10 protein-coding genes are annotated in these 16,266 nt (G+C 40.9%); all 10 read left to right on the forward strand.

Annotated features, from left to right (window positions below; genetic code table 11):
- The first annotated feature begins 26 nt into the window (after positions 1 to 26).
- The 10 genes from WG954_RS03620 (at position 27) to WG954_RS03665 (ending at position 16,259) form a co-directional block, all read left to right on the forward strand.
- Positions 27 to 1,451 (forward strand): pectate lyase family protein, encoded by a 1,425-nt coding sequence (locus WG954_RS03620; RefSeq protein ID WP_340433756.1) that lies wholly within the window; start codon positions 27 to 29, stop codon positions 1,449 to 1,451.
- A 1-nt stretch (position 1,452) separates the two neighbouring features.
- Positions 1,453 to 2,196: a rhamnogalacturonan acetylesterase gene (locus tag WG954_RS03625; protein ID WP_340433758.1), complete on the forward strand. Its 744-nt coding sequence runs from the start codon at positions 1,453 to 1,455 to the stop codon at positions 2,194 to 2,196.
- Between the two features lie 10 nt (positions 2,197 to 2,206).
- Positions 2,207 to 7,840 carry a pectinesterase family protein gene (locus WG954_RS03630; RefSeq protein ID WP_340433760.1) on the forward strand — a complete coding sequence of 1,878 codons (5,634 nt, stop codon included), beginning with the start codon at positions 2,207 to 2,209 and terminating at the stop codon, positions 7,838 to 7,840.
- A gap of 5 nt (positions 7,841 to 7,845) precedes the next feature.
- Positions 7,846 to 8,868, forward strand: coding sequence for a pectinesterase family protein (locus WG954_RS03635; RefSeq protein ID WP_340433762.1), 1,023 nt, complete (start codon positions 7,846 to 7,848; stop codon positions 8,866 to 8,868).
- 69 nt (positions 8,869 to 8,937) lie between these two features.
- A complete protein-coding gene (locus tag WG954_RS03640) occupies positions 8,938 to 9,834 on the forward strand; it encodes an alpha/beta hydrolase (protein WP_340433763.1) in 897 nt (298 codons plus the stop codon).
- Positions 9,835 to 9,880: 46 nt separating this feature from the next.
- A complete protein-coding gene (locus tag WG954_RS03645) occupies positions 9,881 to 10,924 on the forward strand; it encodes a Gfo/Idh/MocA family oxidoreductase (protein WP_340433765.1) in 1,044 nt (347 codons plus the stop codon).
- Positions 10,921 to 12,525: a glycoside hydrolase family 43 protein gene (locus WG954_RS03650; protein WP_340433767.1), complete on the forward strand. Its 1,605-nt coding sequence runs from the start codon at positions 10,921 to 10,923 to the stop codon at positions 12,523 to 12,525. The genes WG954_RS03645 and WG954_RS03650 overlap by 4 nt, the downstream gene beginning before the upstream one ends.
- A 26-nt stretch (positions 12,526 to 12,551) precedes the next feature.
- Positions 12,552 to 13,949, forward strand: a complete 1,398-nt coding sequence (locus WG954_RS03655) for a Gfo/Idh/MocA family protein (RefSeq protein ID WP_340433769.1) — start codon at positions 12,552 to 12,554, stop codon at positions 13,947 to 13,949.
- Between the two features lie 30 nt (positions 13,950 to 13,979).
- Entirely contained in the window at positions 13,980 to 14,417 is a 438-nt protein-coding gene (locus WG954_RS03660) for a nuclear transport factor 2 family protein (RefSeq protein WP_340433771.1), read from the forward strand.
- Positions 14,418 to 14,615: 198 nt separating this feature from the next.
- Positions 14,616 to 16,259, forward strand: coding sequence for a glycoside hydrolase family 28 protein (locus tag WG954_RS03665; protein ID WP_340433773.1), 1,644 nt, complete (start codon positions 14,616 to 14,618; stop codon positions 16,257 to 16,259).
- Positions 16,260 to 16,266 lie beyond the last annotated feature (7 nt).

Genomic DNA, 16,266 nt, shown 5'->3' on the forward strand with positions numbered 1-16,266 from the left:
TTTAATTCAACAGAAAGAAAAAAATAATGAATACAAAACAGGTTACAATTGCGCTTGCTGCTTTATTACAGTTTACGTTGAATGCCTGCGCACAAACAAAACAGGTAACCAATAACAATACAGCAGCAATTGCTTTTCCCGGTGCTGAAGGTTATGGTAAATACACAACCGGTGGCCGGGGCGGTAAAGTATTGATCGTGACAAATCTCAACGATGATGGCCAGGGAAGTTTTCGTGATGCAGTGGAAGCAAAAGGCAAACGCATTATTGTATTTGCTGTTTCAGGCACCATTCATCTCGAAAAGAAATTATTCATCAAGGGCGATGTAACCGTTGCCGGACAAACGTCACCTGGTGATGGTATTTGTTTCGCAGACCAACCGGTGAGTTTAGCAGGCGACAATATTATCATGCGTTACATACGTGTACGCATGGGTGATAAATACCAGCGACAAAAAGGAATGGTTGATGGCAGTGGTGGCGATGATGCGTTTGGTGCATCAGGCCGCAAACATATCATCATCGATCATTGTTCGTTCAGCTGGAGTACCGACGAAGTATGTTCTGTTTACAAAGGCGACAGTACAACGCTGCAATGGAATATTATCACTGAACCACTCAACTACTCTTATCATTTTGAAACAGGTGATAAAGACTGGGAACATCATGGCTATGGTGGTATTTGGGGCGGACAACATTTATCAGCACATCATAATTTGTTTGCGCATTGTGTAAGTCGTAACCCACGCTTCAATGGTGCACGCCTTGGAGCCGATGCAGAGTTTGTTGATTTCAGAAATAATCTCATCTACAATTGGCAACACAACAATGTGTATGGTGGCGAAGGTGGCACTTACAATATGGTAAACAATTATTATCGTTACGGTCCTGAAACAAATAAGAATGTTCGTTACCGCATTGTAAATCCTTCAAAACTTGACAAACAACCTTACGGACAATTTTATGTTGATGGCAACTATGTTGATGGAGCACCTGAGGTAACAAAGAATAATGTTGCGGGTGTACACATGGACCCGAAAGGAACAGAAGAAGAAAAGAAAACAGTGATCAAAACTGTTGCTTTCCCAACTGATGTAATCCCAGTGCAATCTGCAGAGGATGCATACAAAGCGATCTTAAAACAAGTTGGCGCTTCTTTTCAAAGAGATACCATGGATGCACGCATCATCAATAATGTGATCAACAGAACCGGAAAAATTATTGATGTGCAGGGTGGCTATCCGCATCACTCAGCCTTTGAAATCACCACCAATGCTTGGCCCGTTTTGAAATCCGCACCCTCACCTGTTGATACAGATAAAGATGGTATGCCTGATGAATGGGAAAAGAAGAACGGATTAAATGCAAATGATGCTGATGATGCAAGTACAAACAAACTGCATCAACACTATACCAATATTGAAGTTTACATCAACAGTTTAATTAAGTGAGATGAAGAAAGTTTTTTTGCTTTTTGCTTTTCCATTGCTTTCGTTAATGCTTCCGCCAAAAAAGAAGATCAAAATCTTTATTGCAGGCGATTCTACTGCAAGCATTAAAGATGTAAAAGCCTATCCTGAAAATGGATGGGGAATGCCCTTTGTGTATTTCTGGGATTCAACTGTAACAGTGGTGAACAAAGCGAAGAACGGACGAAGTACTTCATCCTTTCAAACAGAAGGCTTGTGGAAACAGATCCTGGATGAAGCGATTGAAGGTGATTATGTGTTTATCCAGTTTGGGCATAACGATGAAGTACCTACCAAGAAAACGGCTACTACTCCTGAGCAGTTCAAATCAAACCTCAAAAAATTTGTAACAGAAACAAGAGAGAAGAAAGCCATTCCTGTTTTACTCACTTCCATGGCAAGAAGAAAATTCGACAGTACCGGTAAAATTGTTGGTACTCACGATGAGTATATGAAAATTACAAGAGCCGTTGCAAAAGAAGAAAACGTAATACTCTTTGATATGGACGTTTTTACACAACAACTCTATCAAAAGTTTGGTCCGGAAAACTCTGCTCTTCTTTTCCTGCAATTAAAACCAGGTGAACATCCAAATCATCCACAGGGAAAAGATGACAATACACATTTCAATGAATTTGGTGCACGACTTGTTGCACAATTAGTCTTGAAAGAAATACGAAATCAACTTCCTGAACTCGCTGCAAGAATTGTAAATACAAAAGAATAATCAACGCCAAATGAAACTGCTTATTAACGATTGCTTTCTGAAACGTACTATTGTTTTTCTTTTTTTATTATTGCTGACTACAGTTGCAGCAAACGCACAACAAATCGCATTTCCCGGTGCTGAAGGTGCCGGTCGTTTTTCAACTGGTGGCAGAGGAACAGTGAGTGCGCCAACAACTGTATTTGAAGTAACACACTTGAACGATGATAACAGTGTTGGCAGTTTACGTTATGCATTAGGTCAAACTGCAACACATCGTACCGTTGTGTTTCGTGTGTCTGGAACGATTCATCTAACATCACGTTTAACCATCCGCAGTAACACAACTATTGCCGGACAAACAGCTCCCGGCGATGGTATCTGTCTTGCTGATTACCCCGTGGTCATCAGTGGTGATAATGTGATCGTTCGATATATCCGCATTCGCATGGGCGATAAAAATCAACTCATCACTACACCTGCAAATTGTGGTGTGCCTGTTTCTCCTTTTACTGCAGCTTGTATGCCAACAACAAATAGTGGTGGTGATGATGCATTTGGAAATCTTGGTGGCAAGAATATCATCATCGATCATTGTTCCATCAGTTGGAGCAGTGATGAAGCATTAACTGTTTATCGTGGTGATAGTTTGACCATGCAATGGAATCTTGTTTCAGAACCGCTGAACTATTCTTATCACTACGAAGGTGATGCCGATTTCCAGGAACATGGCTATGTAGGTATCTGGGGAGCAAAAAGAGGATCGTTCCATCATAATTTATTGGCAGATGCGAAAGGACGTAATCCACGCTTTGCAGGTATCAGCACTTACTCTCCTGCAACAATTGGAATTGAGAATGCAGATTTCAGAAACAATGTTATTTATAACTGGGGTGGCTATAGTACCAATGGTGGTGATGGTGGTAATTATAATGTGGTGAACAACTATTACAAGTATGGGCCATCAACCGGCACAGGCACATCTGTTTCTGTTCCCGTTCGAGGCATGATCGTTCAACCAAGTAAAACAACAGGTACCACACCTATTCCTTATGGTAAGTTTTATGTTGCAGGAAATTATGTTGATGGATATAATGCTATCAATGCAAATAACTGGTTGGGTGTGTCCATGAGTGGTGGTGTGCAAGCCGATACAACGTTAGCGAAAACAACAACCGAACATGATATTGCACCTGTTACAACGCATACTGCATTGGAAGCCTACAATCTTGTGTTGCAATATGCAGGTGCAAGTTTAAAACGTGACACGTTAGATGAACGTATTGCAAACGATGTACGTAACCGCACAGGAAGAATCATTGATGTGCAAGGTGGCTATCCGCATGGTACTCCTTATGCAAGTACAGTAAATGCATGGCCCACCTTACTTTCAACGGCAGCGCCAACAGATACTGATCATGATGGTATGCCTGATACATGGGAAACTGCAAACAGTTTAAACCCGAACGATGCAAGTGATCGTGGGGTTTTTGCCGGGAATGGTTATACCAATCTTGAAAATTATCTCAACTCATTAATTACAACGCAGCAATCAACAACACCTGTTATTTACACATCAGGTACGTTAACTGCATTTACACAAACAGTAGGTACTCCTTCAACTTCACAATCATTTACTGTTTCAGCAGCAAATCTTACAGCAAACCTCAGCATTACGGCTCCTGCTTCTTACGAACTTTCATTAGATAACTCTACATGGAATAATTCTGTTTCATTAACTCCAACAAGTGGCACCGTTGCTTCCACACTTTTATATGTTCGGTTGAATGCAATTGCAGCGGGACCTTATGCCGGAAATATTGTTGGCACAAGTATAGGTGCAAGGAATATGTCGATTGGAGTGACAGGTACTGCTTCACAAAATTTACAAAATGCAGCAATCGGTTTTTTTCCGGGTCTTGATGGAGGTTTCGAAAATCAAACAGTAGGTTCATACTCTACTGTCAGTGCACACACATCAACTACCAATTGGGAAGTATCTGCTGCCTGGGATATAAAATCAGGTGATGCACGCACGGGTAATAAAATTATGTTTTACAAACAGGCGAGCACAAGTGTTAAATATATGTTTTCGCCAGTGTTAACCAACCCTGCGCTCAGTCAGAATACGGACTATGTCATTCAGTTCTGGTATAAACCTGCAGGTACATTAAGTGCGGCAACTGTATTAAATGGTTCTGCAACAGTGGTGGGAGCAACGGGTGGAACAGGTACTTCGTTAACATCAGCAACTGTTACGTTAGATGCATCCACTCCGCAAGACTGGCAACTATTTACGGGCACATTAAAAACAGCAAACACAACTCCTACCAGTACTTATTTCGGAATGAAAATCACCAATCCGCAGTCGCCTTATTTTTATATTGATGATTATGTTGCTTATCCGGGCACAACAGTAGACAATGCAGCACCAGATGCAATTACAAATTTAGCTGTCGCTTCATCTGCTACTTCTATTGCATTAACCTGGTCTGCTCCTGCAAGTGGAATTGACAATGGCGGTTACATGGTTGTAAGAAGTACAGTTAACACAGCACCAACACCCAATGCAAAAGGTGTATATGTCCTGGGGAATACGATTGGTGCTGATCATACAGTTTTATATACAGGAACATCTGCTGCGTTTACCGATAATTCTGTTTCAGCAGGCTCTACTTATTATTATCATGTATTTACTGCAGATAAAGCATTTAACTATTCAGTAGTAACATCTGTATCTGCTACTGCAAGTAATTCAACATCTCCAACTATTCTTGCAACAGCAAGCTTTACCAATTTTACTCAAACGATTGGTTCGCCATCTGCCGTACAAAAAGCTACAGTAAGTGGCACGAATCTTACAGGTGATATTACAGTTACTGCTCCATCAGGTTATGAAGTTTCATTGAATGGCACAACATGGACAAACAGTGTTGTCTTATCTCATGTATCAGGAACAATTTCATCAACAGAAGTTTCGGTACGTTTGAATGCAAGCATTGCAGGAATTTACAATGGAAATATTTCTGTTGCAGGTGGTGGAGCAACAACAAAAACATTAGCCGTAAACGGTATCACATCAAATCCTGTTGTTACGCCTGCGTATGATGTACTGGTAGCAAAAGATGGTTCAGGTAATTATACATCGGTGCAGTCAGCAATTACTGCAGCACCAACCAACCGCACTTCACCATGGAGAATTTATATTAAGAAAGGAAAGTATGTAGAAACGGTTACGATTCCAACCAACAAACCATTCATGCAGTTGATTGGTGAAAGTATGGCAGAGACAATTATCTCTTACGATAACTATTCAGGTAAAGCGAATCCTGCGGGTGGTACCTATGGTACTTCAACCAGTGGCACTATGACCATTAATGCTGCAGATGTAATGTTGATGAATCTTTCAATAGAAAACGCAACCGGTTATGGTATTAATGCAAACGCACTTGTTCCTGCACCGGGCGATGGACCACAAGCTGTAGCAGTCTATACAACATCAGACAGAGTGGTGTTTTTCAACTGTCGCATGAATGGCGGACAAGACACCTACTATGGTGGCAATAACAAAGGCACACGTGTATATATGAAGAACAGTTACATTGATGGCAATACTGATTTCATCTTCGGATCATCAACCATCATCTTTGATACATGTGTTATTTATCCACGTACAAGATTAGATAACAGTACAGGTGGTTTTGTTACTGCTGCTAATACAAAAGCAGAATCAGGTTATGGTTATGTGTTCAGAGATTGCAAGCTCACAAAAAACCGTGGCACTACATTATACACATTAGGTCGCCCATGGCAAAATGATGCCGGCACAATTGATGCTGCGAAATCACGTAACAAAACAGTATTCCTGAATTCATTCATGGGATCATCTATTAAACCAGAAGGTTGGAGTGTGTGGGATGCGGGTACTAATACATCATACATTACGTATGCAGAATACAATACCAAGAATTATGACGGTACTGCAAAAGATATTAGCGGTCGTGTAAGTTGGAGTAAACAATTAACAGCAGGAGAAGCGGCGAAGTATTATAACAACGATACGGTTTTTGTAAATGCAAACACGCCTGCTATGGCCACATGGAATCCATACAGTACATGGCCAGAGTTGAATACTGCATTTGTTCCTGAATTATCTGCATCAAACGTCATTGCACGTAAACCTAATGCAACATCAACAACAGTAAATGTTACATGGAATATCAGCTGGCCAATGTCAGGCATCAAATCCGAGTTGTACAGAAGTTCAGACAAACAAAACTTCAGTTTAATTGATACACAGATCAGCAGCGAAGATTCTGCCTGTAATTTTATTTATGTCGATAATGCACCTGCAGCAGGAACCAGTTACTATTACATTGTACGATTATCGAAAGCAGGATTTACAACTACTACATCAGATACTGCTTTTGTATCAAGCAAACCAACCATTACTGTAACCGCAGCATTGTCTGATTTTTTACAAGGACTTGGTACGCCATCAACAACACAGAGCTATTTGGTTTCCGGATTGAATATTATAGACAGTATAAAAATTGTTCCACCTGTTAATTATGAAGTATCCGTTGATGCAGGTACAACATGGTATAACAATACAAAACCACTGGGACTGAAGCCCACGAATGGTACTGTTGCAAATACAACGTTAGCATTAAGATTGAATGGAACGGGCATTGGCACTTTCAACGATAATATTATTCATAGCGGTACATTAGCTGATACAGTAAAACTGGCGGTGAAAGGAACCATTCAATCGCAACCGGTTCAAATTTCAAGTGTGTTGCAACATTGGCCATTCACACAAAATAACCAGGACAGTGCAGCCATCCGTTCAGCAGGTGTTATTGCAAGTGCTCCAACCTTCAACAAGTTTGCAGTATCTGATGGCGTTACGGTTGCCGGCGTGTTGCCTTATTCATTAACACGTGGACAAGTATTTGCTGCAACTGCCGATGGATTATGGACAACTGCTTCTGGTGGGCCGGGAGGTAATTTGAATCGTACAAACTATGAGCAGTTTACGATCACTGCTGCATCAGGATACACAACAAGGATTGATAGTTTGCTGTTCAATAATGCATTCTACGCTTCAAGCAGTAATATTAAAATTGCAGTTGTTTACTCGCTTAGTGGGTTTGTAACCGACTCAACTGAAGTAACAGGTTATTCCTTTGCTACTGCGAAAACATTGACGCAGGATAACAACGGTCCATCTGCTGTCTATCGTTTTCCATTGAATGGATCGACAGGTGTAACGCTCCTCGAAGGACAAACCCTTTCAGTAAGATTGTATTTTACTTGTGGCAGTACCAGTGCCGGTCGTTATACACAGTTAAAAGATGTAATTGCAAAAGGGATAGCAACACAAAATGTAACAACGGGTGTGCGGGATAATGTTGTGCCTGTTGGTTTCTCGGTTTATCCGAATCCTGCGAATAACAAGGTTTACATTAAACATCCACGAAGCGGAACAAACACAACAATTGCATTGTATTCGCTCATCGGCGTTAAAATTGCCGAATGGAAAGCAACTGCAAACACCACACTTACGTCAGTAGATGTCCAAGGCTTGCCACAAGGTCAGTATCTCATTCATTATAATTCAGGAAAAGAGAACGTAGTTTTAAAATGCATCGTAGTACATTAGTTGATATGAAGAAGAGTTTAGTAATTCTTGTTTTATTTTTTAGTTGCGGATTCGTTGTTGCACAAACAGCCAATCCGCAACAATACAAGTATACATTCACTGTTGCCAAAGATGGCAGTGGCGAATTCAAATACATTCAAGACGCTATTGATGCAATGCGTGTTTATCCATTGGCATCTATTACACTCTACATTAAAAACGGCGTATACAACGAAAAGATCGAACTGCCTGCTCCAAATACTGATGTAACTTTTATTGGTGAAAGTGTAGAGAAAACGATTATTACGTTCAATGATTATTCAGGAAGAGGAAAACATACCACCTTTACCTCTTACACAGCAAAAATTTCGGGCAATCGTTTTTATGCCGAGAATATCACATTTGCCAATAGTGCTGGCCCTGTTGGACAAGCGTTAGCATTATATGTTGATGCAGATAAAGCCATCTTCAAAAATTGTAAATTCCTCGGCAACCAGGATACCATTTTCGCAGCAGGTGAAAATTCCCGTCAACTATTTCTCGATTGCTATATTGAAGGAACAACCGATTTTATCTTTGGACCATCAACCGCAGTATTTCAAAACTGCACCATTCGCTCTAAAACAAATTCGTACATCACTGCGGCAAGTACGACTCCCGGTAAAAAATTCGGCTATGTTTTTCTTGATTGCAAGATCATTGCCGATTCAAGTGTAACCAAAACATTACTTGGCCGGCCATGGCGTGCACATGCAAAAACAGTGTTCATCCGTTGTGAAATGCCCAAGCAGATCGCACCGGAAGGTTGGAGCAACTGGAACAACCCCGTCAATGAGCAAACGGTTTTGTATGCAGAATATAAATGCACAGGTGAAGGAGCAGCCACAGCTAAACGTGTTACATGGAGCAAACAACTGAGCGATAAAGACGCAATGGAGTACACACTCGACAATATTTTTTCGAATAACAGTTTGGTGAAAGATGAAAGCGGCTGGTTTATGCAGTTGAGAAGTAAACCGTTTCAATGGACTGAAGCCAAAAAGTTGTAATAAACCATAGCACAATGTTGAAACAAAAGATTGATCTTATCTTTCCAACTCTTTTTAAATAACAACAGCATGAAATTAGTTTTATTGATAAGTTCGCTTATGGTTGTAACAGCAATACACGCCCAACAGGAAATGCCTTTGTACAATGGTGCGGTTCCTAATTCAAAACCTGCACGCAATAAAGAAACGGCAGTATCAAAAGATAATGTTCTGCGCATTTCAAAAGTTAGTGTGCCCACACTTACCGTGTACAAACCGGCAAACCCCAACGGTATGTCGGTGATTATTTGTCCGGGTGGTGGTTATGGTATATTGGCCTTCGATAAAGAAGGTACACGTGTGGCAGAAGAAATGAACAAGTGGGGTATCACGGCATTTGTATTGAAATACCGTTTACCTGATGATACAACAAATATTGATCGAAGCACTGCACCGTTGATGGACGCTCAACAAGCTGTTCGTTTGGTCCGCAGCAAGGCAACCGAATGGGGCTTGAAAAAAAACAAGATCGGCATCATGGGATTTTCAGCAGGTGGACATGTTGCATCAACTGCAGCAACACATTTTAACAGAAAGGCTGATGCAACAAACAAAGACACCACATCGGTACGCCCAGATTTTGCTATACTAATTTACCCTGTGATCAGTTTCGACAGCACTATCACACACAAAGGATCAAGAAATAATCTGGTTGGTGCAACTGCATCTGCTGATCAAATCAAATTGTATTCAAACGAGTTACAGGTAACGGCTAAAACACCCCCATCGTTTTTAGTACATGCAGGTGATGATGGCGCAGTACCTGTTGAAAACAGTATACGTTATTACCAGGCTTGCATTAAATATAAAGTGCCTGCTGAAATGCATCTCTATCCAAAAGGCGGACATGGTTTTGGCATGTTTAATAAAACAACAACTGATAACTGGATGGAACGATTGCAAAACTGGCTGAATACTTTGCAATAATAAATGAGCCCTAACCTTAGCACATCAACTAATTTGCGACTGAATTATGAAACCGATCAATACAGCAATATGCTCCTTTGGAATGAGTGGATGGGTATTTCATGCACCATTCATCAGCACTCATCCCGGTTTTAATTTTTATGCTGTATGGGAACGGAGTAAGAATCTTGCACAGGAAAAATATCCGGCTGTAAAAACATTTCGTACGCTCGAAGAAATGTTGGCTGATGAAAATGTAGAGTTGGTTGTTGTAAATACGCCCAATATCACGCATTACGATTATGTAAAACAGGCATTGCTTGCAGGCAAACATGTCATCAGCGAAAAACCATTTACTGTTGAAGTAAGTGAAGCGGAAGAATTGATTGCATTAGCGGCTGAAAAAAACCTGAAGCTTTCTGTTTTCCAAAACAGAAGATATGATAGTGATTACAAGACCATCAAATCAGTTCTTGATCAAAAACTGTTGGGGAATATTGTTGAAGCAGAATTTCATTTCGACCGATATAAAGAAGAGATCAGTCCTAAAGCTCATAAAGAAGTAGCGATGAAAGGAACAGGTGCTTTGTACGATCTTGGTTCACATTTGATCGATCAGGCATTGCAGTTGTTTGGTAAGCCGTCTGCAGTGTTTGCAGATATAGCCATCATGAGACCCGTATCGCAGGTGGACGATTATTTCGAAGTACTACTCTACTATCCTACATCAAGAGTACGCATTAAAGGAAGTTACCAGGTGCGTGAAGCATTACCCGGGTATGTGTTGCATGGCAGCAAGGGTTCCTTCATCAAACCAAAAACAGATATGCAGGAAGCACAACTGCAGGCGCATATGTTACCTACTGATGAAGCTTATGGCATTGAACCCGAAACTGAAAAAGGATTACTGCATACCGAAGTGGATGGAAAGATCATCAATGAAAAGATTCCTTCGCATAAAGGAAACTATACAGATTATTACGAAGGCATTTACCAAGCCATCCGTAACAATGCAGCATTGCCTGTAACAGCGGAACAAGGAACAGATGTAATTAGAATTATTGAAGCAGCTTTCAAAAGCAACGATGAAAAAAGAGTGATTGATTTATGAAGAATTTATTGACGATCGGTTTAGTTTCTATTTGCATACATGCGAGTGCACAAACTGTTTCGAAAGTTTGGGTAAGCGATCAAAAAAACGGAACGTATAAAAATCCTGTTGTTGATGCAGACTATAGCGATCCTGATGCGATTCGTGTTGGTGATGATTATTATATGGTGTCATCATCGTTCACACATATTCCCGGCTTACCAATTCTTCATTCAAAAGATCTGGTGAACTGGAAGCTGATCGGTCATGCATTAAAATGCCAACCACCATTCGATCATTTCTCAACTGTACAACATGGTGGTGGTGTGTGGGCGCCCTCGATCCGATATTACAACAACGAATTTTATATCTACTACCCCGATCCTGATTTTGGTATTTATCTCACCAAAGCAAAAAATATTAACGGCCCATGGACTGAACCAATTCTTGTGGAAGCAGGAAAAGGTTTGATCGATCCGTGCCCGTTATGGGATACTGATGGTAAAGTTTATTTAGGACATGCGTATGCAGGAAGCCGTGCAGGTTTCAAATCAATCATTGTTGTAAAAGAACTCAATAAAGAAGGAACAAAAGTTATTGGCGATCCTGTGTTGGTGTTCGATGGTCATGCAACTGATCCTACTTTAGAAGGACCGAAGTTTTACAAACGTAATAGTTACTATTACATCTTCGCTCCTGCCGGTGGTGTTGCCACTGGTTGGCAATTAGTGATGCGTTCGAAAAATGTATATGGACCTTATGAGCGAAAAGTAGTGATGGATCAGGGATCATCAACGGTAAATGGTCCGCACCAGGGTGCATGGGTGAACACACAAACAGGTGAAGACTGGTTCCTGCATTTCCAGGATAAAGATGCGTACGGTCGTGTGGTGCATCTTCAACCAATGACATGGAAAAACGATTGGCCGGTAATTGGAGTTGATAAAGATGCTGATGGGAAAGGTGAGCCAGTGATGGTTTATAAAAAACCAAATGTTGGAAAAACATATCCTGTGGCAACAGTTGCTGATAGCGATGAATTCAATACACCCAAACTTGGTTTGCAATGGCAGTGGCAGGCTAACCCGCAACAGGGCTGGGCTTTTCCAACTGCTGAAGGTGTATTACGAATGTTCTCGGCACTATTACCCGATAGTATTAAAACTGCCTGGGATTATCCGAACCTGCTGGCGCAAAAATTCCCGACAGAAGAATTTACAGCTACCACAAAAATCTCTTTTCAACCCAAACATGAAAAAGAACGTTTTGGGTTGATGGTTCATGGTGCCAGTTATGCTTATGTGGCTGTTGAAAAGAGAGCCGATGGAAACTATATCAGCTTTGTAAAATGCGTTGATGCAGACCGAAAGGGAAAAGAAACAGTGCAGGATGGTGAAAAACTGAAGAGTAAGGATATTTATTTCCGTGTGCAGGTGAGCAAAAAAGCTGTTTGCACATTCAGTTACAGCGAGGATGGAACAAACTTTAAAACGATCGGTGAATCGTTAGCAGCCAAACCCGGACGTTGGGTGGGTGCAAAAGTTGGTTTCTTCTTCAATCGCAGTAACAAAACAAACGATGCCGGCATAACAGATATTGATTGGTTCCGCATCGAACAATAACGATTCTTAAAAACTACAATTGCCATATGGAAAGAAGATCATTTGTAAAGTACACTGCAGCAGCAGGCGCATCGCTCATGCTGCATCCATTTACTTCAATTGCCGCATCAAAACCCGGACAGAAAATAAAACTGGCACTTGTTGGTACAGGTTCACGTGGCAGCAGTCTCTGGGGTAAAACTATTCTTACCGAGTTTAAAGATGTGTGTGAGTTTGTAGGATTGTGCGATATCAATCCCGGTCGTGTGGCCTATGTAAAACAGTACATGGGTGTAACCTGCCCTACTTTTACCAGCATTGATGCAATGTTGAAAGCAGTAAAAGCCGATTACATTATTGTAACAACTGTTGATGCCACACACGATGAAATGATTGTAAAATCCCTCAACGCAGGATTTAATGTTATTACTGAAAAACCAATGACGACCGACGAAGACAAGTGTCGGAAGATTTTAGCAGCAGAGAAAAAATCAGGGAAAAAAGTAACTGTGGCGTTTAACTACCGGCACAGTGTACACGCTATGCAGTTGAAAGAATTGCTGGCAGCTAATCGTGTTGGAAAGATCACTTCTGTTGATTTTAATTGGTATCTCAATGTGCATCACGGAGCCGATTATTTCCGTCGCTGGCATGGCCGTATGAACAAAGGCGGCTCCCTGTGGGTGCATAAAGCAACGCATCACTTCGATTTATTAAACTGGTGGCTTAACAGCGAACCGGTTGAAGTGAGTGCGTATGGTTCGTTGGAACATTACGGAAAGAACAATGAGTTCCGTGGTACCAAATGCCGTGGTTGCGAACACAAACCCAATTGTAAATTCTATTGGGATATTACCAGCAACAAGCAAAACGTAAACCTATATGTAAATAACGAACAGCACGATGGTTATATCCGTGATGGTTGTGTGTGGAGCAACGACATTGATATTTACGATAAGATGAGTGCACAGATCATTTATGCAAATGGCGTAACGGTTAACTACTCACTCACTACCTACTCTCCTTATGAAGGCTGGCAAATTGCGTTCAATGGTAAGAAAGGAAGACTTGAAACATGGGAAGATATTCCTTACCTGCAAAAAACAAAAGTAGATGAGGAGAAACGACATGCCATTGAAATGAGCAATGCCGATGATGCTATTGCAGGTGAAGCAAATGAAATACTTGCATGGGATAATTTCGGTAAGGACTTTGAAGTGTACACAACAGCAAAGATCCGTGGCGGGCATGGTGGAGGTGATATTCGTATGCAACGCCGCATGTTTACTGATACAAATGATAATCCGCACCACGTAATGGCAGGAACAAGAGAAGGAGCAATGAGTATTTTGATCGGTATAGCTGCACGGAAAAGTATTCAGCTAAAACGTCCGGTGAAGATCAGCGAATTGACCGATCTTGTGCCGATGGCAAACAGGTTTTGATTTTTTAGCAAACAATTCAAACAACCGATCATGAACTACAGAAAACAACTCTTCTTTTTTATTTTTCTTATAAGCACTGTTGTTTCCACTGCACAGTCAAAAAAAGAAACGCAGGTTAATGCTGCTGTTGAAAAACTAAAACTAGCGATGGTTAGTGGCGAACGAGCTGCGCTGGAGTCAATTGCGGCTGATCAGCTCAGTTATGGTCATTCAGGTGGCTTGATTGAAACAAAAGCCCAGTTTGTGGAGAAGATCGCCAGTGGCGCTTCTGATTTTGTAACGATCGATTTGAAAAACCAAACAGTCACATTGAGTGGTAACACAGCCATTGTTCGTCATGAACTGCATGCAACTACCAACGACGGCAACAAGCCAGGCGAGGTACATTTACGGATCATGCTTGTTTTTCAAAAGCAAGGAAAAGAATGGAAATTATTGGGTCGCCAGGCAGTCAAAATTACCCCTTAAAGCAGTCAATAATACTCCTTGAAACCGGTAATGAACTTATAATTTTATCTGGTTGATTCCGAACAGGTTTTACGCAACAATTCCCGGTATCGTTTGCGTAAATAAACAACTTGATTTGCTTGACCGGGTTGGCAGTTAAAGGTAAAATTGTACCCCGAAAGCGGCGTCATTTCTATCTTTTAACGATTCAACGTTGTCATGAAAAAAATAATCGCAATACTGTCTTTTATTTCTATTGGCTTATTTGCATTTGCGCAGTTCAATGCAAAGTTGCCGGTGATCATTGCTCCCAAGTTTAAAAAAGACACCACCAACATAAAAAAATTCGGCGCCGTTCCTGATGGTCATACACTTAATACAAAAGCCATCAACAATGCAATTGATGCCTGCAGCAAAAAAGGTGGTGGTGTTGTATTGGTTCCTGCAGGTTTATGGTTAACAGGGCCAATTGTATTGAAGAGTAATGTCAATCTGCATTTAGCAACAGGATCTACTTTATTGTTTACAGCTGATAAATCGCAATACCCATTAGTGAAAGCAAACTGGGAAGGGTTGCCGCAGATGCGTAACCAATCTCCGATCTCTGCAACTGGTGTAAGTAACATTGCAATTACAGGTAAAGGAATTGTAGATGGTAATGGTGATGGATGGCGCTCAGTGAAAAGCGATAAGTTAACTGCGGGTCAATGGAAAAAATTAGTTGAGAGTGGTGGTGTGGTAAGTGATGATAAAAAAACATGGTATCCTTCTGAAGCTTTTATGAAAGCAAGCAAAGGACCGGCAAATCCAGGTGAGATAAAGCCTGAACGTGATGCCGCTTACTTCGCCGGCATCAAAGATTTTCTTCGTCCCAACATGGTGTTGATCACCGATTGCAAATATATTTTACTGGAAGGTGTAACCTTTCAAAACTCAGCTGCATGGTGTTTACATCCGTTAATGAGTGAGCACTTAACAGTACGTAACATCTTTGTAAAGAACCCCTGGTATGCACAAAATGGTGATGGTATTGACGTAGAGAGTTGCAGCAATGTACTCATCGAAAATTCGGTGTTTGATGTGGGTGATGATGCATTGTGTATGAAGAGTGGTCGTGATGCAGAAGGCCGCAAACGTGCAATGCCAACGCAGAATGTGATCATTCGTGGGTGCACCGTGTATGCATCACATGGTGGTTTTGTAATTGGCAGTGAAATGAGTGGTGGTGCAAGAAACATGTACATCAGCAATTGCACGTTCATTGGAACAGATATTGGTTTACGTTTTAAAACAACAAGAGGTCGTGGTGGTGTAGTAGAAAATATCTTCATCAAAGACATCTACATGAAAGATATTCCTGCTGAAGCCATTTTGTTTGATATGTATTACATGGCGAAAGATCCTGTGCCGCTCTTAGGCGAAAAAAGAGAATTACCAAAAGTGGAAGTAAAACCGGTTGATGAAACAACACCGGTATTCAGAAACTTTCATATCAGCAATGTGTATTGCAACGGTGCTGCTAAAGGCATTTTTGTAAGAGGTCTTCCTGAAATGCATGTAAAAGATATTGTCTTAGAGAACATGGTATTGCAGGCCGATAAAGGAATTGATGTGCAAGAAGCAAGTGGTATTACGTTCAAAAATATCCAGATCATTTCTGCTGATACAAAACCGGTAGTTGATATTCTCAACAGCGATAATCTATCATTCGACAAGATCACTTACAAAGACGGCAGTGAAGTATTGTTTCGTGTAAGTGGTGCTCGTGTAAAGAACATTAGCATAAAAAATACGAATGGTGCAAATTCAAAACAAAAGTTGCTTACTGAATTTGGAGCCGATGTTAAAGAAATTAAATGGTAAGATTGAC

Source organism: Lacibacter sp. H375 (assembly GCF_037892425.1).
Lineage (GTDB): Bacteria > Bacteroidota > Bacteroidia > Chitinophagales > Chitinophagaceae > Lacibacter.